Here is a 19,524-nt window from a genome sequence, read left to right as displayed (position 1 = left end):
CCCTTTCCGGCCACCGATGAGGTGTCGCGGCACTGCGTCAGTGACGACGAGCCGGAGACCGTACACATCGAGGTCCATCTGCCCGGCCGGCTGGACCCGGCACGGTTGCGGACCGCGTTCCGGCGGGCGCTGCTGATGCACCCCCGGGTGCTGATGCGGGAAGTGCCCGGACGCCGGCACCGGCAGTCCTTCGTGTGGGAGCTGACCGGCGAACCGGACCACGACCCGGTACGTTTCGCGCGGCCGGGACCCGACGCGTTGGGCCGCGCCCGCGCGCGGGCCCTGACGGAATGCCCGTCACTGGCCCTGTCGCCGCCGATGCGCCTGGAAGTCATCGAGGTCGACGGGGGCAAGGCCGCCGGTGAGCTGCCGGAGGCGGGCTTGCCAGGCACGGGCTTGCCGGGGGTGACCCGGACCGTGCTGCTGCTGACGATGCATCACACGGCCCTCGACGCAGGGTCCGGGCTGCGGCTGCTCGCCACGACCGCGGAACAGTACGGCGGCTCGGCCGCTCTCCCCGTCCCCGGCCCGGTTCGGCCGGGCCCCTCCGGGCCGGCCGCGACCGGCGGCACGGGCCGTGTGATGTGCGCGCGGCCCGTACGCATCGCCCCGGACTCCCGCCCCGAGCCGGCACGGGCCAGCGCCGTCGGCAATGGCATGCTCCAGGTGGAACTTCCTGTTCCGCCGCGTGCGGGTGGAACGGACGGGCTCGCACCGTGGACCGTCAACGACCAACTGCTGGTCGCCGCAACACTGATGGTGAGCCGCTGGAACACTTCGCAGGGCCGTCCCGCCGGTCCGGTGCGGATCACCATGCCCGTCGACGACCGCCCGCGCGGCAGAGAGATGCCCATGGGGAACGGAACCCGGCTCGTCGAGGTGCCCATGACCTCCCAGGACCCGCGCGACTCTGACCTGCTGCTCGGTGAGCGGCCGGACCCGGCGGCCCTGACCCGGTTGCTGCACACCACCGCTCGGCGCACCCGCGCGCTCAAGTCGGCCCACGGCGCACCGCTGGGGCCCGGGACGAGCCTGTTGACAGCGCCGCTCCTGCCGGTCAGGCTCCGGGGCACCCTCACCCGTGGCGCGCGGCGGGCGGCGGCACCCTGGACATCGACGGTGCTGGTGACCAACATCGGACGCGTTCCGTACGCGCTGGACTTCGGTGACGCCGGCCGGGCGAAGGCCGTGTGGTTCTCCGCACCTGCGCGGATGCCGCGCGGGCTGAGCGTGGCCGCGGCTTCCACCGGCGGGCGACTGCACGTGACCCTGCGCTGGTCGCGCGCGCTGCTCGGTGACGCATCCGGCGCGTACTTGACCAGCCTGTTCGAGCAGGTGCTTTCGGCAACGTCACAGGTCACCCGGCACGGATCGAACGCTGGGGATTCGGGACCGGAAACCGACGTACCGGAGTCGGACGTACCGTGGGCGGACATACCAGGGACGGACGTCACCACTCCGGACACCACCACTGTGCACGCGGAGCCGCCCGGAGTTCGGAGGAAGGCCCGCCGACCCGGCGGGCCGCACGACCGCGACGCGCCGCGTCCCGAACCGACACCAAGTGGAGACCGCTCCGCCCGGCAGAACCATGCGAGGCCGTCATGACCCGCTCACCCCACTGCTCCGCCGCCATGAAGTCGGAGGAGGCGGTCATACCTTCGCCGGCCCGGCCCGTTCCCGGACTGCGGGACTTCTACGAGGACCCCGCCGTCCCCGTCGCCTCCGGCGAAGCCCGTAGTCTGCGCCAGGCCCGGATGCTCGCCGATGCGCTCGGACCCGCAGGACCCGGCCACCCCGCCGCGACCGTGCTCGACGTGGGCTGCGGCGACGGTACGGCGGCCGCGACCGCCGCCCGCGAACTGAACGGGCACCGCATCGTGGGAGTCGACTGGTCGCTGGGCGCGCTGCGCCGGGCGGCACCACGCCTGAGCCATGTCGTCCGCGGCGAGTTGACCGGCGGTGGGCTGCCGTTCGCCTCCGGCAGCACCGACGCCGTGCTCTTCAGCGAGGTGGTCGAGCACCTCGTCGACCCCGACAGCGCACTCGACGAACTGCACCGGGTGCTGCGCCCCGGAGGACATCTGATGCTCTCCACGCCGAACCTCGCCGCCTGGTACAACCGCGGGCTGCTGCTCGCCGGAGTCCAGCCGGTGTTCTCCGAAGTGAGTCTGCGCCACATCCACGGCAGGCCGGGCAGCGAGGTGGTCGGCCATCTGCGCCTGTACACGGCACGCGCGCTGCGCGAGTTCGTGGCGGCGTGCGGGTTCGAGGTGGTGACGGTCGCCGGTGCGCCGTTCCACGGCGTGCCGCGCCCACTCCGCCCGCTGGACCGCTTGGCCTGCCGGCTGCCGTCCCTCGCCTCCATCCTCCTTGTGCACGCGAGGAAGGTGTAGCCCGTGGTGTGGGGAGTGGCCGCCGCATTGGTGGCGAACGTTCTGTACAGCACCGGCTTCGTCCTGGAGAAGCGGGCCCTGGCCGGCATGCCGCCGCTGAGTGCCGCACATCCGGGCCGGGCCCTGCTCCTGCTTGCAGGCAGGCCCTTGTGGATTTGCGGCGCCATGGTGCTCGCCCTCGGGTTCGCCGCCCAACTGGCCGTCTACCGCACGCTGCCGATCGCCGCCGCCCAGGGCCTGTTCCTGTCCGGGCTGGTCCTTCTACTGGTGCTCGCGTCGGTGGTGCTCGGTGAGCGACCCTCCGGCCGTGAGCGGCGCGCGGTGGCCGTCATCGGGCTGGCACTGGTCATGGTCGTGTCCTCGCTGTACGGGAGCAGCGAGGAGATCAGCCACAGCGCGCCCGCGGGCATCCTGCTGGCACTGTGCCTGCCGACCATCACAGCCGGACTGCTCCTGTACGCGGCCGCGGAACGGCGAGCTCGCCGACGCCACCGGCAGCCGACCACCGGAGTGGCCTACGCCGTGGCGGTCGGCCTGCTGTACGGGGTCAGCTCGCTCGCCATCAAGGGCATCTCCGGGCACCTGGGCACCTCGGACCTCCAAGACTCCGTACCGGCCCTGCTCGCCTCCCCCTACCCGTACCTTCTGCTTTTGACAGGGAGCAGCGGACTGGTGCTCTCGCAGACCGCCCTGCAGCGCTGCCGGGCGTCACTCATCGTCCCGGTGTGCTCGACGGTTACCTGCGTGTTCACCATCGTCAGCGGCACGATCGCGTTCAGCGAGCCGCTGCCCCAAGACCCGCTACGGCTGTTACTGCGCATCGGCGGCACCGCGTTGGCCCTTATGGTCCTGCTCACCCTGCCGCGACACGACGCGGCCACCCCACATCCGAAGGAATACCGCCATGAAGCCTGACAACCCGCTGCTGAAAATCCTCGCCTGCCCGCTCGACAAGGGCCCGCTGACCCTCGACGAGACCGGGGGCGCTCTCTACAATCCGCGCCTGCACCGCCGCTATCCGATCATCGATGGCATTCCCCAACTGCTCCCTTCCTCCGGCGAGCCCGTCGTCGAACAGGAACACGACGCACTGCCGACCGGGCTGCCCGACTCCGCCTGAACGCAGAAGTGAGCGTCCGTACCCACCCGCACTTTTGACCGTCATGGGCCCCGAAGCGCTCCCGGGCTCCGTCATGGCCGTTGGGCCGCCTACGATCTCCCCCGCTCCGACGGAAGGCGGCGGCCGCACTCTGCAGCGGCGGATAGACGCGGTGGTGCTGACCAGCAGACTGCCGGGTCCCGTCGATCTCGCGCAGATCACTCAGCGCGAGCCCCATCTGGGCTCGGCCGCGAAGACGCGACGCCGAGACGTGCACTACGACGTCCTCGTCTTGCACCACCTGCTCGGCTACTCCAGCACTGACACCGCTGAGTCATGGGAGAAGAACCCACCAAGATCCGATACGTCGTCACCCAACACGCCCACTGACCATGAAGCAGCACCACACGAGAGTCGACCGGTCGCTGGCAGGGCACAGGCGGCAGGCCAGAAAGCCATCGCCCGCCACGGTCCGGTGGCGATGGCTGCCACCTCGTTCGCGGGGGGCAGCTGATCGCGGTGCGGACCGCCTGCACCGAAGAACTGCAGGCCACCTCGGGGATCGCTTTGAAGTAGGTGAACTGCCGATAGGTGTTGTCGGACGACCCCAGCGGCCTCTCATCCCTCCGGAAGCTCACCGCGTGCGGGCCCCGTTCGGCGCAGCGGGGAAAGGAGAAGCTCTCCCTCAAATGAACGTGCACCTCATGAGCCAGGCGCAGCGTCGTCCACGCGCCGGCGTCCGGGTTGGGTGGGCCAGATTTGCTCTGCTGGGGCCGAATGGGCGGGACCCGTGGCGAGGTTGGCAACGGTGACGGCGTCGGCACCCTGGCTGATGTCGGCGTGCGGTGGAGGGTCGGCCGTAGCTTTCGTACGGAGTTCCGGGTGGGGCGGTGGTTCGAATGGGCCGAGGCTGGTCTTGAGTGGGGCCTGGCTGCCGGTTACAGACGCCGTGAGAGGGGATGAGCGGATTCGGGACTGGCTTCGCGTTCGATGACGATGTTGCGGGCGAAGACGACTTGTTCGACGAACGCGGGGAAGCTGCCGTCCGGGACGGGGGCGGCCCCGTCGCTGATCGGTGGTCCGTTGAGTGCGCAGGCGCGCGAGCCCGAGAGGCGCACGGGGTCGGGCAGCCAGGGGCAGTCCACGGTGACCACCGTCCAGTCGAGGGTGATGCTGCCGATGGTCGGGTCGTGATCTGTGCCGAAGGTGCGGATCCGCTCTTCGAGGGCTTGGCCGGCCAGGTTCGTGATGTCCTGCCGCGTCAGGTGCATGGAGGTCCACAAAGCCTCGACGGCGGTTGATGAGTGGTAGTAGGTGGCGGCGAACAGGCGGGGCACACCACCCCACCCACCGGGCCGGACCTTCGTAACAATCGTTCTGCACGTTTCTTCGCACACCCGAACCCACGCCGCACAAACGCGCGAAGAAAGAGGACGGGCGGCTCCTGCAGTGACGGAGGAACAACCGCAGAAGCCCGCCCTGACCAGGGGTTGCCCCCGAAACCCGGATGCATGCCCATCTGGCGCCAGATTGCGCACGAGGGCCTGAGCGGGTGGCCTGGCGGCATGAGCCGGCACCGCCTCTTCTGGTGGGCTTTCGTGAACGACCCCTTGCGCTTTCGGTAACAAATGGTGACAGCATGTCACGAGCAGTGATGGCTGCCGGTCGGAGCACGGCTGTTCGTTCCACCGGCCCGGAATGCAGGGGTGGTCTGTATGGGCAACACGACGGGTGCGATGGAGTGGCTGGCCGACGCGGCATGGGATCCGGTCGCCTGCGCCAGGCAGTGGCGGCGCCACCAGCCGGACGTCGCCCTGCTTCCGGCCGGCCGACGTTGGGACGTCGTGATCACACCCGAGCGCCTCGGCTTCACCCTCCTGCGCGCCATAGGGGCATGCCGACTGCGGCCCGGGCCGGTCCTGTTCGACACCTGCGCCAGGCTCACCGGGTTCTTCGTGCCGCCGGGCGCCACTACCGGCTGGTTCGCCTCCGGAATCCGCTGCGCCGGCACAGGCGCCTGGATCGCCACCCCGTGGCCGCGGCCCACGCGCGGACGTCTGCGCTGGCTCGTCCTGCCGGACGGCACCGGCGCCCTCAACGATCTGGCCACCCTCGAACACCTCATGCACGACGCAACAACCCGCGACCTGACCGGCACCCGTGCCAGCGCGAGCGAGCGGGGGCGGTGAGCATCTGGTGTCAGCATCCAGCGAACGCGATCACCCGAAAGGGATGCGGTCACACGAACTTCGTTCTCGCCTGCGGGGGAACCCAGCAGCCCATGATCGAGCCCTACGCACTGTCCGGCGACGCCCGCGAGTTCCACTGCCTGCCGTCAAGCACCCAAGCCCAGCGGTGCACCCTGTGCGGCGAACTGCGCTTTTACGAACCCGAAACCGGCGCCGACCAATGGCCAGAGCACGCCAGCTACTGCCCAGACGCCTCCCCCGCTCCCCCTGCAGACGGAGAATCCCTTTGAACGCCCGACACGGCGGCCCACCGGCACGCCGCTCGTACCGGTGCTGTGACAGTCCCTATGTGTCGCCGTCCCCCGCCGCTGCGAGCACGTTGTCGGACCATGACGCGACATGACGAAGTGGATCCCCTCGAGCCCTTCACCCACTGGCCCAGGCAGGTCCAAGCACCCGAGAAGGCAACGACCGGAGCAGCCAGGCTGACGCGGGCACTGCGATTCGTGCGCCTCCTGCTCCTCACCCTGGCCACCCTCGCTGCCGTCCTGAGCTTCGCCACAGCACTGGCCGGCCTCCCCCTGCCCTGACAACGCACCCACTCCAGTCAGCAACAGCCGAAAGCTCTGACGCAGCCGCCCCGCCAAGCCCCGCCGCCCGGAGCGGCTGCGCTCAGTCGCGAGCCCGTCATGCGGCCAGCAGGTCAGTCCTGCGGCTTGGCGTTCCTGTTCATGCCGGGTCTTGATGAGCGGGCTTGGTCGGCTTCGGCTTCGCACAGCTTTGCGCACCACCGGCACTCCTCGTGATCCTCCTGAGAAGCGTCGCGCCGAAAGGCGCCGAACAACCCTGCCGCGTTACGTCCGATGCGGTACTCATCGCGTGAGTGATTCATGCCGCACCAAACGCCGCGGGCCACCGGACGCTACGGGACGAGACCGTTCCCCCACACCGCTGTGACCAGCGCGCCGAAACACTCTGATCACGTAACAGCCGCGCCACACGGCGCGCCGCGACCACCACCGCCCCAACCATGACCTCAACCCGCGTTCACAACTGGCGCCCGGGCCAGCATGAGCACGGGAGGCTCGGGAAGTCGCCAAGGCTCCAGTGTCGGACGGTACGAAGGGCCCACCCCACGGCCCGCCGCCCTCAACGGCCGCGGCGGCCTGGGCGGTCGCCTCATCAACACCCTCGCCGAGCAGACCCTCTGCGACGACGGCGGCAAGACCGTCCACGCCTCCCTCCCCCGGTAGCCGAAAGCCGAGACGACCGCCTCCCTAGCGAGGTTCCTCGAGCACCGCTGTGCGGAACTGCGAACACTCAGGGCCGGGGCGCGGGCTCGTGCACCCCAAGCGGTGCAGAACCGATTAACCACTAGGCCGAATTACTTCACATGCGACAACGCGGCCACCCGTTTGCCGCGCATCCCGCCCAACAGGCGTTCCGTTGAACGGAATATGACGAAGTTAAGTCCGTTGGTCACTCCAGGGCTCCACCCGCTCGGCGCGCGGAAGCCCAATTGCAGGGTTCGGATGGGAGCCTGGACGTTCACGCCGACCGACGGGCACCCCCTCTGGGGAACCGACGCGACCCTGCACGACGGCGAGCGGCGCGTCGCCCTGCGACACTCCGCCGCCCTTCTCGAGCACCTCCTGGCCCGACTGGAGAGCATCGAGGCCGACCTCGACGCCGGTGGCAATGGCCCGGGTGCAGGCGAGGGACATTACCGTGACGCCCCGGGGGGCGGGGTCCCGTCGACGCGTAAGTGATATCCGTCCCCCACGGACCCGCAGTGTGGGGCCCTGCCACCCCTCAGGGCCCCCTTTACGGGCGGCAGCGTGCCTTCTCGCGCCCTGTCCGGCCGGGCTCACTGGGAGCACGATGGAGGTGTGGCTTCCTCGGACAAGCAGAACCAGGGTGCGGGGCTGCAGCCGGCTGGATGCCCTGCGGCTGACCGAGCAGCCGCAGGGCGGCGATCAGTGAGGGGCGGCGGGCCACTACGGTGCTGGCGCAGCGGATGCGTGACGCGCACCGGGCAACCCGTACAGAGCACTTCCACCACCAAGCCGATCTGCGCGCCGTCGGTCCTTGCGGCACTTTGCTTCATGCCGTCCTGCGCCCGAAGCTGCAGACGCGCGGGATGACGGGTCGTGTCGCTGCTGGTCCTTGGGCGGGGTGTTCCTGCCGGCATCCACGTCGGCGGCTAACACCAGGCGGCAACGGTGAGGTCCCGGCCGTCGGCCTGTTCAAGGTAGCGAAGTTGCCCGGAACGCTTTGCGTCCCGGGCAGCATGTGTGGATGGCAGCCACGAACTCTGAGGAGCCGTAGGCCTCGGCCGACTCAGGCCGCGGCCCTCGAGTTCGCCGATCCGACGGTGCGGCGGTGTTCGGCGTTGATGCGCTGGGCTTCTTCGAGCTGGTCCTCGAGGACGATGATGCGGCACGCGGCGTCGATGGGGATGCCCTGATCGACGAGCTCCCGGGCCCGGGCGGCGACACGGAGCTGGTAGCGGGAGTAGCGGCGGTGACCACCCTCTGAGCGCAGCGGGGTGATGAGGCGGGCGTCTCCGAGGGCTCGGAGGAAGCCTGGGGTGGTGCCGATCATGTCGGCGGCCCGGCCCGTGGTGTAGGCGGGGTAGTCGTCGTCGTCGAGACGGCTGTAGGAGTCGTCTGCGGTCATCGCACCTTCCTGTGGGGCATGCTGGAGGGGCCCTGGTGCCAATGGCACCAGGGCCCCGAAGGAACTGCTACACCATCTGCCGGCCCTGGTACTGCGCCGGCCTTCTGTTTCCGCGTGCCCAACTGAGTTGCTGTCGGGGGTGCGGGGATCGCGGTTGCTTGACCGGAGACCACCTCACTATCGGATGTCCTGCGGTACCCGGACTCAAAGACTTCAGCCCGGGCGATCCTGATGGCGCCTCGTTCCTCCGCTCTTCCCTCTGGGATCAACTACTTACCAAACGGGTACTGCTGTACTGCTCTACTGCGTACTGCTGGTGATGCGAACTGCTCAGCGGCCTGAGTCAGCGCCACCCTTTCGGCAGCCAGCCCCGTCGCCCATCCTGCGTCTACTCTGGCTTAGAACCCCACTGCCGAACCTCCCGGTGCGCGCGCCCGCAGCCGACGCCTTCACCGAGGTGCTGCTCACTGACTTCACTGCTGGGTACTGCGAATCGGTACTGCGAACTGCACTTGCGGGTACTGCCACCGCGTCAACTGCGGTACTGCTCACGGCGGCCCCTGATCACCGCGGGCCACCCGGTCCGGTCGTCAGTCCCGTCGCCGTCCTGCAACCACTGGCTTCGACACTCCACCACCGCACCGCCCTGCGCACTGCACTTACGGGTACTGCGTGCTGCGGATACTGCTTGCCCGGCGTTCGTCTCTGCCAGGCCCTGCGGTCTCTCTGCGTTACGAGAGAAACCATAACCACACCACCACCCAATGTCTACTCCGACGAGCACAGATTTCTGCTCGTGAGAGGCAGAGGTACTTAGCCTGCGCACGTGTGCACGGAAGCCGGCCCTGCGTCCAGCGCGGCTCGCCCCGGCCATGAACGACTGCATCTCCTCCGTCCGCGTGCCTGACGGGTGGACGGTGACGCTGTACGAGCACGCGGACTACACCGGAGAGCACCTCGCCCTGGTAGTCGACACCCCGAAGCTGCCCGATGCCCTGCATGTCAAGGAGTCCTCAACTGTCGTCGCCGAGCCGTCGAAGTCGTTCGCGCACTACTTGGACGCCGGGGACGATCACTTCTACTTCGAGGACTCGGTCAGATGACCCGGCTGCCCCTGCGGGGGCGGGGAGGCCGCGGCGGAGCCTGCGGCCGGCGGGTTAGCCGACCATGATCGTTCTCACTTTCAGAGATGCGGGAGTCAGGCCCTCCCGGCCAGTCGGCAGGTAGCCCGGCGCCGCAGCCACCTAAGAGCCGCCGGCCGCCTTCCCATCAAGGGGCGCCGGAGTAGCCGTAGGCGCAGGAGGCGTCCGTGTGACGGCGGTGCGCGACCTTCTCCGGCCGGGGCGGCGGGCGACGAACGGGGCCGGTACTCAGTCGGTGTCGATGCCCCGCGCGGTGAAGACCTCCGCCGCGTCCGGCACGGCCAGGACGCCGTCCTCCACGAAGGTGACCTCCCGTAGGTTGGGCAGCAGGGCGAGGTGGTCGAGCGAGCGGACGTCGAACAGGTCGTCCTCGCCGTCCCAGGCGGGGGCGCAGTGCCGGCAGACGTCCGCCCCGGCGTCGAAGCACAGCTCCTCGACTCGGGCGAGCAGGCCGGGATCTCCAGGGCCTCGAAGTGGGCCCGGGACTCCGGCAGCACCTCCGCGTGCAGGCCGTTCTCCCGGACGTGGGGCGCGGGGTCGTCGATCCCCCGCTCGGCCAGGCGCGCGGGCAGGTCGCAGACCGGAAGGAACGGCTCGGAGCCGTACATGAGCCCCTCGATGACGAGCAGCTTGAGGTTGAAGTCGCGGAACTGGCTTATGGGAGATGAGCACCACGGAGGTACGACACGGGCCGGAGCCCAGCCCCGGCCGGGCCCGGCCCCGCCCAGGCCGCAGTGTCGGTCAACCTGCGAAAGCGTATGCCGTGGCGGACGTGGAGGCGGCGCAGCTCAAAATCGACTCGAGATACCTCGTACCTCCGGCATGCCGCGACGATCACCAACCGTCAGCCCTTACAACAAGACGACTGCAAGGTTAGTACCACCCGTGGTGCCTGGCTTGTAGCCGCAGTGGCCGTCAATGGGGCTTGGGCCGCCGGTCGTGCGCTTCCACTAGCGGCACCCACTGATTGTTCTCAGCGCAAGCCCGCGCTACCGCCTGGCGTCGCGTCCTCTACTGCTCGAGTCGGCCATCTCGGCCAGCGCCGTGAGTTCGCCGATGGCGAGCAGGACCGGTCGTCTGCCCACCCCGGAGGGCTATAACGACCGGAAGAACATCCGCACCCGTTACCCGGTAAGCGCAGACGCCGTTGTACGGGCGAAGCGCGAATGAGTCCCCCATCCCATACGCGCCTTCTGGAGGGGCCCTGAGAACCGCGCCTGGCCTCAGGGCCCCTGCCGCGCGGAGCTGCGCTGGCCCAGCAGTCGGTTGAACGCGCCCATGCACCGCAGGCAGTGACGAGAGCTTTCCGCCCGTGCGGTTTCGAATGCATCCTCGAGCCGTTGACCGCACAAGGCCTCGGCGCCTTGTTTCATCCGCCCGTGCCACACCACTTCTGTCCCTGGCTCATCAGAGCCGGGGCACATCTCGTGCATAGCTCTCCCAGGATGGACAATCCTTCTCTCCCAGGACACCGCCTACCGGTCCCCCGCGCAGCGCGGCAGGCGCCAAGCGGAGCAGCCAGCCGCACACGCGCGTGATGCCGTGCCGTTCAGAGTGATCCTGCATCCGGCGGGCACTGCCCCCGAGACGGCGTCGGCATCCTGCCCCCCTGCGCCTGCACTGGTGTCACCCTGACGACGCACTCCCTAGATGTGACCGCGTCAACAGGCATGGGAACCCGCCTTGGGGCAAGGAGGCGTTTATGAGACCGGGTGACCACAACAGCGAACCTCTGACAGCGGATGCACCGCTCGAGGAGACTGCGGACGCGGTGGCGGCCCAACTGGCAACGGATACCGCGGCTGCCGTCGCTGCCCTGCGTCCCCAGGCGGCCCGTTACATCACCGGGCAAAGCCCGCTCGCCCAAGACAGCGACTGATACACCCATCACAGAAGCACTTGCCTGCCACGCCCGTTGGCGCCGGCCCGCACGGCACCAGCTCCTAGCCAATGCCAGCCTACCGCGCAGTAAACCGGTCCCTGGCAGGTACGCAGAGGCCTACAGCCCCCATCGGGAGGGGCTGGACAGACTGCGGGCCCGCGAGGGCAGTCGAGCCGCGGTGGCCGGCCTAGTCTTCGCGCGCCCAGGCCGGCCACGCTCTTCATACCCTCGCCTCGGCATCCCGCCAAGGCGCCACGACGCGTCTACCCCCCCAGATCATTCGGGTGCCGCCAACGTCTCAGTGATGGACGGCCTCAGCAGCAGTGGGCCACCTCCCGGCATTACCCGCGTAGGGCGTACCTCGGCAAGGCAAGAGTCCGGGCACCGATCTGCGCGCACGTATGCCGCCACCCAGACGCGGCCCACTAGCCACGCCCGCTCTGGAAAACGTGTCCCTCGCCTCGACAATCGGGAGCCGGGCATCCCCAGGCTCGGGGGGAGCGGCGCCCTGCGAGCGCAATGACCAGCGGAATATGTGACGTGACGATCGGATGACGGCCAGCTACGCGACGTGCCCGCGCAGGTGTCATCAGCGTTAACGGAGCGTGAATATTCTCGACGGGTCGGATGACCCCTACACCCGGCCGCCCGCCTCGGCGCCTACTGGCTCGACCGGGCAGAACACGACACAGAGCTGTGCAGGGATTGCCGCACCCTGTTCGAACCACCGCCCGAAGCACCCCAGTCGGCGGCAAGTTATCGCATGACCAGCCTCGCGACACTGACGGTCATGGCCGCACTCACCCTGACCTTCGCAGGAGCGCTCCCGCGCTGACCACCGCGACGCCCTGCAGGGGGTGGGGTCCCACCACTCGGGCCCGGCGCCTCGCCATTGCACGAAGTCGGGTCAGTGAGGCCACGTCCTCGGCGTTCTCCAGCACCTCCACGCCCATCCCGTCGACGGACGCGACGCGCCCGTGCCCTCGCCGGTGGACCCGACGCCTGCGGATCCGGCGCCCGCAGACCCCACGCCGAGCACCTCCCTCAAGTCCCGCGAGCCGAGCGCCTCACCGTCACGTACGTCCGATGCCGGCGCGCCCGCCGCCGGTGAGCAGGACGGGCCAGTGTTGGTCGGACGGCTCTGTGGACCCGCACAGCAAAGACTTCTGGGCGCAGAGCAACGTCACGCTCAAGACGCGCGAGGAACTGGACACGCTGACCGTCGAGTTGTGGATCGCCCAGACCGGCGGAGTCACCTCCACCGGTGCCTGGCGGTCACTCCCCCGAGGACGACTTCACCCTGACGATCGCCGAGAAGGACGGCTACATCGTCCACACCTGGGTGCTCAAGCACGGGCGTACGGTCCAAGCCGGCCTGTGGATGTTCGCCGGGCAGTACTACCACACCAGCGGCGGCCGGGACGCCCGGGACGACCGCTACGCGGCCACCGCCCGAACGCGGAGCGAACAGCTCGCCGTGTCGGGCGACTTCGCCCCGCACGACGACTGATTGCGAAAACGCGGCAACCTTTTCCTCCCCCGTGGCGACCAGAAGGCGCAAGATCTTCCCCACACAAGGAATGGGCATGACTGCACGAACTGAACAGCGCGTCCGCCACCGTCGCCGGGTCACCACGCGCCGGGCGGTGATCAGCGGAGCCGCCGCCCTCGGGCTGACCGGTGCGGTGATCGCCACCACGACGATGCTGTCCCCTGCCGGGGCCGCCGCGTCCTGGCCCGCGGACACCGGCAGCAAGCCGGTGCCGAAAACCATCCCGGTCTCCGGTGAGTACGACGGCGGGATGAAGAAGTTCTACGGCACCGGAGCCCTGGGCGGCAGCGGCCAGGACGAGGGTCAGTCCCCCCTCTTCGAGTTGGCCGACGGTGCCGTCCTGAAGAACGTCATCATCGGCACGCCCGCCGCCGACGGCGTCCACTGCAAGGGCAGCTGCACGCTGCAGAACGTATGGTGGCTGGACGTCGGCGAGGATGCCGCCACCTTCAAGGGCAAGTCGGCTTCGGCGACGTACAACGTCATCGGCGGTGGGGCGAAGAAGGCCGACGACAAGGTCCTCCAGTTCAATGGGGCCGGCAAGCTCACCGCGACCGGCTTCCAGGTCGAGGGCTTCGGCAAGCTGGTCCGCTCGTGCGGCAACTGCAAGACGCAGCATAAGCGCACGATCGTGCTGAGTGACATCGACGTGACCGCGCCGGGGAAGTCGATCGTCGGCATCAACCAGAATTACGGCGACACCGCAACGCTGTCGAAGATCCGGATCCACGGCGACGCAAAGAAGAAGATCAAGACCTGCGTGCGCTTCAAGGGCAACAACACCGGCAAGGAGCCCACCCAGCTGGGCAGCGGCCCCGACGGCACCGCGTGCCGCTTCTCGGCATCGGACATCACGTACAACTGAGTCGTACCACTGACTGACGTACGTCGGCGCCGTCGTCACCGCACGGCGGCGCCGCACCGCCGTCTCCTGGAACGTCACCGTCACCCGGACGGTCGCGCCCCATCGCGCGGCGGCCGCCCGCACGTCGTCTGCGTCGCGCATGGGGATGCTGCCGAAATACACCGGCGGTTCGCCGACGTGGAAGACCGCCTCCACGACGGCGGGCAGCGAGCGGGCGTCCGTCCGGAACCAAGCGCCGGTCTGCACCACGTCGAGGGTTCTCAGTCAGGCACTGACGCCCGTAAGGCAAGTCAACGATCTGGCACGCACGCGCCTCATGAGGTGTCCAATGACTCACAACCACATCACTGGCTCCTCGCGCTCGCCGCAGAAGCGGACCGACCGCCAAGTACGCTCAGCGCGTCGGCGGAGCGAGGGCGGTCAGATCCGCGCAGACCGGCCCCCGGGCCCTGAGATCGCGTAGCAGCGCCTTCTTCGTCCGGTGCATGGCGATGAACCGAGCGTAGCGTTCAGTGAAAGTGCTCGTCGTGGCTTCCTGGTCGGCCAGGGCGGCCAGGTCGCCCATGATGCGGACGACTTCCGCGTAGTGGCGGGTCCCTCGCGCGGCGAGCAGTTCTGATGCCCGCTGCCAGGCGGCCTCGGGATCGTGCCGCAGGTCGGCCAGTCGCCGGTCCCGCGCCTGGCGTTCCTCACGAGCCGCACGTTCTCGCGCCTGCGCCTCCTGGCGTTCCTCCTCAGCGACGCGCGACGCCGTCAGGGCAGTGGCTGCGGCGAGGATTTCAGAAGTTGTTCGGGGTGCCGTGGCACGGTCGGGAGCCGGCTGGGCATCAAGGAAGCGGCGGCGTAGCTCCGACAGCATGTGGGTATCGCCGTCGTGGAGCAGGTGGGCGAGGACGGTGTCCTTCTCGCCCGCGTCGAGGGTGGCGATCCAAGCACGGTAGGCGGCAAGTGAGGGACGTGGTTCGGGCTGCGGTGAGCGTTTCGCTGCGGCAGCGATGAGGTCCATGTCGATGCGCAGGAACGTGGCCAGGTCGGCGAGAGCCTCGGGCAGGTCGGCCAGGCCCGGCGGCACCGGGGGCTCGAGGCCGTCACCGTCGAGCTCGCCGTTTTGCAGGCACAGGAGCCAGGCGAGGTAGAGGAGGCGCGTGTCGCCCTCGGCGACCTGCTGACGGGAGCGGGCGATGGACGGCAGCCACTGCTGGTCCCTGTCCTCGTCGTCCTCAGGGTCGAAGAGGTCGATGAAGTCCTCCACCGCGTCCTCGGAATCGGACTGCAGGGTGATCAGCACGTGGCCCCCGCTCTCGCGGACGGTCGCCGAGTCGCCGACGCAGTAGGGCCCGGTGGCCCCGAGTGGCAAGACGGTGGTGGGCCAACGCAGGATCACCTGCCGGGTGCCCCAGTTCGCGAAGTAGAGGTGGGCGTCGTAGTGCGTTTCCATCAGTGCCTGCGGGTCGCCCCGGAAGTCACCCCAGCTGTAGGTGTTGAGGAAACTGTGCCGGGTGAGGCGGGCGCGCGTCGTCAGCGCGCGGATCTCGGCGAGCTGGCTGTCGGTCAGCGGCGCCTCAACCAGGAACTGGTAGTGCTGGTACTCCGACATGTTCCTCGTCTCTTCGTATCCGTTCTGCTCCGGGCCAATTCGTAGCAGACATGCAGATCCGGGGCTGGGGGATGCGCCATTCTGGCGGAAGGCGGGCTCGCCGAGCTCCGGCCAGGGTGACTCACACATGATCCCCTCGAGAATTCGCCGTGCGAGTGCTGCCTCTGGAACGAGCTGCGGCCACGTCGTGGCAACGCCCCGCCACGACGCGATGCTGTACGGCGGCGGCCGGACGCAGTCGCGGTTTACGACCTCGCGACGCCTGCCGGGCCGTTCGGGAGCTGTTGGTCAATAGGTGCGTCCGTACACCAGCCCTGTGGTGCAATGACTTTCGGCCCGGCACCAGCCCCTGATACACCTGGGACGGAGTCGCGGAGCCCCGAGCAGCAGCGACCAAGGAGTCATCATGACCGTATGCGAGCCTGACGGAAATGGTGAGCCGACTACTTGCGCTCCGGAGAAAGGGAGCGGCCGAACCAGGGCGATGACTTTGGCAAGGACACTGTCTGCCGCGGAGACCGCGGCGCCCGTGGAGTCGCTCGACGTGGTCGCGCACATGCTCAAGGAGAACCTCGGGGCCGCGTCCGTATCGTTCTTGATCACCGACTTCACCGGCAGTTCGGTAGTACGGCTGGGTGCGGCCGGCAGCGTCGACACCGACGGGCCCGCCCGGCGCATCACGCTACGAGGCACCCTGTACGACGACGTGATCCGCACCCAGCGACCGAAGGTGCAGGACATCGGTGAAGGCGCGCTGGTGCGGATTGTCGCCCCCGTGACCAATCGGGGGGACGCCATCGGGCTTCTCGAACTCTTTCTGACCGCAGTGCCGAATGCGGAGGTGATGCGAGAGATCGGGGAGACCGCGCACGCCCTGGCGTACATCGTCATCGCGAACCGGTCCTTCACCGACGTGTACCAGTGGGGCCGCCGCACCACCCCGCTCAGCCTGGCGGCAGAGATCCAGCACCGGCTGCTCCCGGCCTCCCTGGCATGCGAGGCCGCCCAGTTCGCGGTCGCCGGGGCGCTCGAGCCCGCCGACCACGTCGGCGGTGACACCTTCGACTACGTGATCGACCGGGACACCGTCCAGCTCTCCGTCACCGACGCCGTGGGCCACGACGTCAACGCCGCACTACTGGCCACCCTCCTGGTGGGCGCCTTGCGCCGGGCACGCCGAGCCGGCGCAGACCTCGCCGAACAGGCCCGCCAGGCCGACCAAGCGATGCGCGATCACGGCCGTCAGGGCTACGCCACCGGCCAGCTCCTGCGCATCAGCCTGCTCGACGGCAAGACCGAATTCATCAACGCCGGCCACCCGTGGCCGCTGCGCATGCGGGACGGACAGGTGCAGGAGCTCGTTCCAGAAGTCGATGTACCGTTCGGCTTCCAGATCCCCCACACCTACCGGGTCCAGTCACTCGACCTGCAGCCGGGTGACAGGCTGATCATGCTCACCGACGGCATGCTTGAGCGCAACGCCAACAGCCTCGACCTGTCGGACCTGATCGTCCGCACCCGCGAACTGCATCCCCGCGAGGCAGCGCGCACCCTCATCGCGTCCATCGTCGATGCCAACCACGGCCACCTGCAGGACGACGCGACCGTCATGTGCCTGGACTGGCACGGTATCGGCCACTCCCGGCGGGACGCCGACACCGGCGCCGATCTCGCCGACGCCTCCGCAGCCTCGCGGACGGCGCGGACCACTGCTGGACACTGACTTCGAGCACTGCTCCGGCAGCCGCCTTCGGAACCGGCCGCCCGCCGGGCAGAGGATGCCACCGCCGTCGGCTCCTGGGCACGAGCCCGTCTACGTTCCCTCGCGGACGCACATCGTGCCCAGCAGCACCTCTCCGCCGCCATAATGGAACCGTGCACGCCTGGTCACCGCCCGTGCGCGAACCTCTGAGGACCGGACGCCGACGGCCTCGCGCCATGACGGGAGATCCTGCCGGCGCCTGCCGAAGTCGCTAAATGAGCCTCACTGCCCCAGAAAGCGTGGAGCTGCCCCGTACACGGTTCGGGCGGGGATGACCGACGACATCACCAGCGTACGCACGAGTCGTACCTCCTGGAACTGCCGTCGGCCCGCGGGGAGCCCCCGCCATCAGCAGGCGATTGCACGCCTGCCCCCGGCGTCAGCCCGGGGTTCCAAGACAGTCCGTACGGATGGCCCGCGGCCGAGCGCCCCTTGGTGGTGCAGGGAATTGCGAGTGTCCAAGCTGGTGCCGGCAGCCTTTGCGGGGCAGGCTGTGAAGTGCACCGGCTTCGGGCACATCACGCGAGAGGGAATGCGGCTAATGATTCAGATCGCGGATATCCGTGAGTGGCGCACCCAGGATGTCGTGGATGTGGGCGGTCACAAGATCGGTCCGCTGGAAGCGGTCTACGTGGACACCAGCACGGACGAGCCGGCCATGGCCACTGTCCAGGTCGGCCTGCCCACCAGGCGTCACCTGGTCTTCGTCCCGTTGGCGGGCGCGCTGGTCGGACCGGGATACGTCAAGGTCCGCTATGACAGGTCGCTGGTGAAGAAGTGCCCGTCGATCGGCACGGATGATGTCCTGCCGGCCGAGGACGAGGCGGCGGTCTTTGCACACTACGGACTGTCGTACAAGCCCGGCGCGAACGGTGAGCGTCAGCTCGCCCGCCGCTGACCGGCACCCGTCAAGGAGGTCCGACATCATGACGTTGTTCTTGATCCTCATCATCGCGGCGATCGTGCTGGGCTTCATCGGTGTCGTCGCCGAAGGCTTGTTCTACTTGTTGATCATCGGCAGCGCGGTGTTCGTCGCGGCTCTGCTCTACCTGGGTCTGAACATGCGGCGCTCCGGCCGACGCCGGCCGCTGCGCTGACTGGCCGGCTGCCGCCTCGTCCGGCGACAGGCCGGGCTGTTTCGTCCTTGGGCGGCCAGGGAGACCAAAGGACTCATGGGTTGGCGTGCGCTTCTGCCAGTCTGACTGACGCTCCTCGGACAGGGTGGAACCCCCGGTGAACAGCCGAACGTCGACTCGGATCTCCAGTGCGCGCCGACGTGCTGATGGGCGGGGAGTCGCAGAGCGAGAACCGCTGAGCTGTCCCTGCGCACAGGTCCTGAACTGGGCCTGACGGTGAGAGCGGGGCATCGGCGTACGTCTGTCTGCCGGACGGAGCGCCGCTGGCAGCGTCACCGCGTGGTGCGGAAGAAGAGTCGGCGTGACCGGTGAGGAGCACCAGCCGGCAGCCCTGCTACTGGGAATGCCTGGAACGGTGTCGACGACGTCTCCCAGACCTTCGGCTTTTGTCCGGCGTGGAGTAGCAGGCCGTTGCCGGTCAGAGGGTGAGGCGCATCCTCAGACCCTCACGGTGGTTCATGACGTGGCGCAACCAGGATGGAAGGAAGGCGTCCCAGTGCTTTCGTGGCCGTTGCCACGGTGCTGAGACGGAGGCTCAGCTGTTGGTGCAATGAACCGCAGCGCGTGATCAGGTGGTCAGGGTGTACTTGCCGAGCTGGCTGACGACGGCCGGGCCACGGTGGTCGAGGAACAGGGACGCTCTGGTGTCCAGGGCGGCGATGGCCGCCATGTGGTCGTCGGTCAGTTCGAAGTCGAAGACGTCAAGCGCGTCGATCAGTGGCCGTACCCGGCCGACGGCGACAGCCGACAGATCCCCACCGGCCGCTGAGATGACCGTGCCGAGTTCCGCAGGCCGGGTGAAGCCGAAGGCGACTCCGGCAACGTACAGGTGGCGGTAGGACAGGGCGTGGAGGTCGATGGTGGCTCGGGGCTTGTCGAGGCGGCCGACGTTGATCACCGTCCCGTCGGTGCGGGCAGCACCAAGGCAGACGGCGAAGGTCTCACCGCCTACATGGTCAAGGACGACATCGACACCGTCACCGCCGGTGGCATCCATTACCGCCCGGACGAGGTCCTGCTCGCCAGTGATCACAACGATGTCGACACCGACCCCTGTGAGCAGGTTGCGCTTGGCGGCGTTGCGAGTGGTGACGATGACCTGCCTGGCACCCATCGCCCTGGCGATCTGGATGCCGATCAGGCCGATGCTGAAAGTACCCCTGGCGATCAGCGCCATCTCGTACATTGCGACTACCTGGACGGACACCCGCTCCTTCAAGGAGAC

At 68.7% G+C, this 19,524-nt stretch carries 17 protein-coding genes and 1 pseudogene; 13 read left to right on the top strand and 5 right to left on the bottom strand.

Features of this window, described 5'->3' with window-relative positions; all coding sequences use genetic code 11:
• The first annotated feature begins 21 nt into the window (after positions 1-21).
• From ACWGH0_RS14535 to ACWGH0_RS14520, 4 genes are read left to right on the top strand one after another with little or no spacing between them, the layout of a single operon-like run.
• Complete coding sequence (locus tag ACWGH0_RS14535) at positions 22-1,608, top strand: condensation protein (protein WP_453404499.1); 1,587 nt, start codon at positions 22-24, stop codon at positions 1,606-1,608.
• A 26-nt stretch (positions 1,609-1,634) separates the two neighbouring features.
• Complete coding sequence (locus ACWGH0_RS14530) at positions 1,635-2,396, top strand: class I SAM-dependent methyltransferase (protein WP_453404545.1); 762 nt, start codon at positions 1,635-1,637, stop codon at positions 2,394-2,396.
• Positions 2,397-2,399: 3 nt separating this feature from the next.
• The gene (locus tag ACWGH0_RS14525; protein ID WP_453404498.1) at positions 2,400-3,311 is read left to right on the top strand and encodes a DMT family transporter; all 912 of its coding nucleotides are present in this window, start codon (positions 2,400-2,402) and stop codon (positions 3,309-3,311) included.
• Positions 3,301-3,516 (top strand): Trm112 family protein, encoded by a 216-nt coding sequence (locus tag ACWGH0_RS14520; protein WP_453404497.1) that lies wholly within the window; start codon positions 3,301-3,303, stop codon positions 3,514-3,516. The genes ACWGH0_RS14525 and ACWGH0_RS14520 overlap by 11 nt, the downstream gene beginning before the upstream one ends.
• Before the next feature lie 917 nt (positions 3,517-4,433).
• On the opposite strand, the gene ACWGH0_RS14515 is transcribed toward ACWGH0_RS14520, so the two are convergent.
• Positions 4,434-4,832: a hypothetical protein gene (locus tag ACWGH0_RS14515; RefSeq protein ID WP_453404496.1), complete on the bottom strand. Its 399-nt coding sequence runs from the start codon at positions 4,830-4,832 to the stop codon at positions 4,434-4,436.
• A 378-nt stretch (positions 4,833-5,210) separates the two neighbouring features.
• Between ACWGH0_RS14515 and ACWGH0_RS14510 the strand changes: the two genes are divergently transcribed.
• The 3 genes from ACWGH0_RS14510 to ACWGH0_RS14500 all read left to right on the top strand — a co-directional run bounded on the left by ACWGH0_RS14510 (position 5,211) and on the right by ACWGH0_RS14500 (position 6,937).
• Complete coding sequence (locus ACWGH0_RS14510; protein ID WP_453404495.1) at positions 5,211-5,684, top strand: hypothetical protein; 474 nt, start codon at positions 5,211-5,213, stop codon at positions 5,682-5,684.
• A 389-nt stretch (positions 5,685-6,073) separates the two neighbouring features.
• Complete coding sequence (locus tag ACWGH0_RS14505) at positions 6,074-6,274, top strand: hypothetical protein (protein ID WP_453404494.1); 201 nt, start codon at positions 6,074-6,076, stop codon at positions 6,272-6,274.
• 480 nt (positions 6,275-6,754) lie between these two features.
• Positions 6,755-6,937 carry a hypothetical protein gene (locus tag ACWGH0_RS14500; protein WP_453404493.1) on the top strand — a complete coding sequence of 61 codons (183 nt, stop codon included), beginning with the start codon at positions 6,755-6,757 and terminating at the stop codon, positions 6,935-6,937.
• A gap of 1,087 nt (positions 6,938-8,024) precedes the next feature.
• Here ACWGH0_RS14500 and ACWGH0_RS14495 read toward each other — a convergent pair.
• Entirely contained in the window at positions 8,025-8,363 is a 339-nt protein-coding gene (locus tag ACWGH0_RS14495) for a helix-turn-helix domain-containing protein (protein ID WP_453404492.1), read from the bottom strand.
• Between the two features lie 899 nt (positions 8,364-9,262).
• Between ACWGH0_RS14495 and ACWGH0_RS14490 the strand changes: the two genes are divergently transcribed.
• Complete coding sequence (locus tag ACWGH0_RS14490; protein WP_453404491.1) at positions 9,263-9,466, top strand: hypothetical protein; 204 nt, start codon at positions 9,263-9,265, stop codon at positions 9,464-9,466.
• 267 nt (positions 9,467-9,733) lie between these two features.
• Here the strand turns inward: ACWGH0_RS14490 and ACWGH0_RS14485 are convergent.
• Positions 9,734-10,164, bottom strand: a pseudogene (locus ACWGH0_RS14485) (DUF6892 domain-containing protein).
• A gap of 2,487 nt (positions 10,165-12,651) precedes the next feature.
• Between ACWGH0_RS14485 and ACWGH0_RS14480 the strand changes: the two are divergent.
• A complete protein-coding gene (locus tag ACWGH0_RS14480) occupies positions 12,652-12,897 on the top strand; it encodes a hypothetical protein (RefSeq protein WP_453404490.1) in 246 nt (81 codons plus the stop codon).
• A 76-nt stretch (positions 12,898-12,973) separates the two neighbouring features.
• On the top strand, positions 12,974-13,804 hold the full coding sequence (locus tag ACWGH0_RS14475) for a pectate lyase (RefSeq protein ID WP_453404489.1): 831 nt from the start codon (positions 12,974-12,976) through the stop codon (positions 13,802-13,804).
• Between the two features lie 394 nt (positions 13,805-14,198).
• Here the strand turns inward: ACWGH0_RS14475 and ACWGH0_RS14470 are convergent, their stop codons facing one another.
• Positions 14,199-15,401, bottom strand: a complete 1,203-nt coding sequence (locus ACWGH0_RS14470; protein WP_453404488.1) for a hypothetical protein — start codon at positions 15,399-15,401, stop codon at positions 14,199-14,201.
• A gap of 484 nt (positions 15,402-15,885) precedes the next feature.
• Here ACWGH0_RS14470 and ACWGH0_RS14465 point away from each other — a divergent pair, with 484 nt between their 5' ends.
• The 3 genes from ACWGH0_RS14465 to ACWGH0_RS14455 all read left to right on the top strand — a co-directional run bounded on the left by ACWGH0_RS14465 (position 15,886) and on the right by ACWGH0_RS14455 (position 18,260).
• Positions 15,886-17,124 (top strand): PP2C family protein-serine/threonine phosphatase, encoded by a 1,239-nt coding sequence (locus ACWGH0_RS14465; RefSeq protein ID WP_453404487.1) that lies wholly within the window; start codon positions 15,886-15,888, stop codon positions 17,122-17,124.
• Between the two features lie 580 nt (positions 17,125-17,704).
• On the top strand, positions 17,705-18,061 hold the full coding sequence (locus tag ACWGH0_RS14460; protein WP_453404544.1) for a PRC-barrel domain-containing protein: 357 nt from the start codon (positions 17,705-17,707) through the stop codon (positions 18,059-18,061).
• Positions 18,062-18,089: 28 nt separating this feature from the next.
• Positions 18,090-18,260, top strand: a complete 171-nt coding sequence (locus tag ACWGH0_RS14455) for a hypothetical protein (protein ID WP_453404486.1) — start codon at positions 18,090-18,092, stop codon at positions 18,258-18,260.
• A gap of 607 nt (positions 18,261-18,867) precedes the next feature.
• Here the strand turns inward: ACWGH0_RS14455 and ACWGH0_RS14450 are convergent.
• A complete protein-coding gene (locus ACWGH0_RS14450) occupies positions 18,868-19,476 on the bottom strand; it encodes a zinc-binding dehydrogenase (RefSeq protein WP_453404485.1) in 609 nt (202 codons plus the stop codon).
• Between the last annotated feature and the right edge of the window lie 48 nt (positions 19,477-19,524).

Source organism: Streptomyces sp. NPDC054887 (assembly GCF_053610585.1).
Note: the sequence above shows the minus strand (reverse complement) of the source record. Positions and strands in the feature narration are given on the sequence as shown.

What these genes read in the sequence shown, in the direction of transcription:
- ACWGH0_RS14530 (WP_453404545.1), top strand. Translation starts at nt 1,635, where the DNA reads ATGAAGTCGGAGGAGGCGGTCATACCTTCGCCGGCCCGGCCCGTTCCC.
- ACWGH0_RS14520 (WP_453404497.1), top strand. Translation starts at nt 3,301, where the DNA reads ATGAAGCCTGACAACCCGCTGCTGAAAATCCTCGCCTGCCCGCTCGAC.
- ACWGH0_RS14510 (WP_453404495.1), top strand. Translation starts at nt 5,211, where the DNA reads ATGGGCAACACGACGGGTGCGATGGAGTGGCTGGCCGACGCGGCATGG.
- ACWGH0_RS14505 (WP_453404494.1), top strand. Translation starts at nt 6,074, where the DNA reads ATGACGCGACATGACGAAGTGGATCCCCTCGAGCCCTTCACCCACTGG.
- ACWGH0_RS14500 (WP_453404493.1), top strand. Translation starts at nt 6,755, where the DNA reads ATGAGCACGGGAGGCTCGGGAAGTCGCCAAGGCTCCAGTGTCGGACGG.
- ACWGH0_RS14495 (WP_453404492.1), bottom strand. Translation starts at nt 8,363, where the DNA reads ATGACCGCAGACGACTCCTACAGCCGTCTCGACGACGACGACTACCCC.
- ACWGH0_RS14475 (WP_453404489.1), top strand. Translation starts at nt 12,974, where the DNA reads ATGACTGCACGAACTGAACAGCGCGTCCGCCACCGTCGCCGGGTCACC.
- ACWGH0_RS14470 (WP_453404488.1), bottom strand. Translation starts at nt 15,401, where the DNA reads ATGTCGGAGTACCAGCACTACCAGTTCCTGGTTGAGGCGCCGCTGACC.
- ACWGH0_RS14465 (WP_453404487.1), top strand. Translation starts at nt 15,886, where the DNA reads ATGACTTTGGCAAGGACACTGTCTGCCGCGGAGACCGCGGCGCCCGTG.
- ACWGH0_RS14460 (WP_453404544.1), top strand. Translation starts at nt 17,705, where the DNA reads ATGATTCAGATCGCGGATATCCGTGAGTGGCGCACCCAGGATGTCGTG.
- ACWGH0_RS14455 (WP_453404486.1), top strand. Translation starts at nt 18,090, where the DNA reads ATGACGTTGTTCTTGATCCTCATCATCGCGGCGATCGTGCTGGGCTTC.
- ACWGH0_RS14450 (WP_453404485.1), bottom strand. Translation starts at nt 19,476, where the DNA reads ATGGCGCTGATCGCCAGGGGTACTTTCAGCATCGGCCTGATCGGCATC.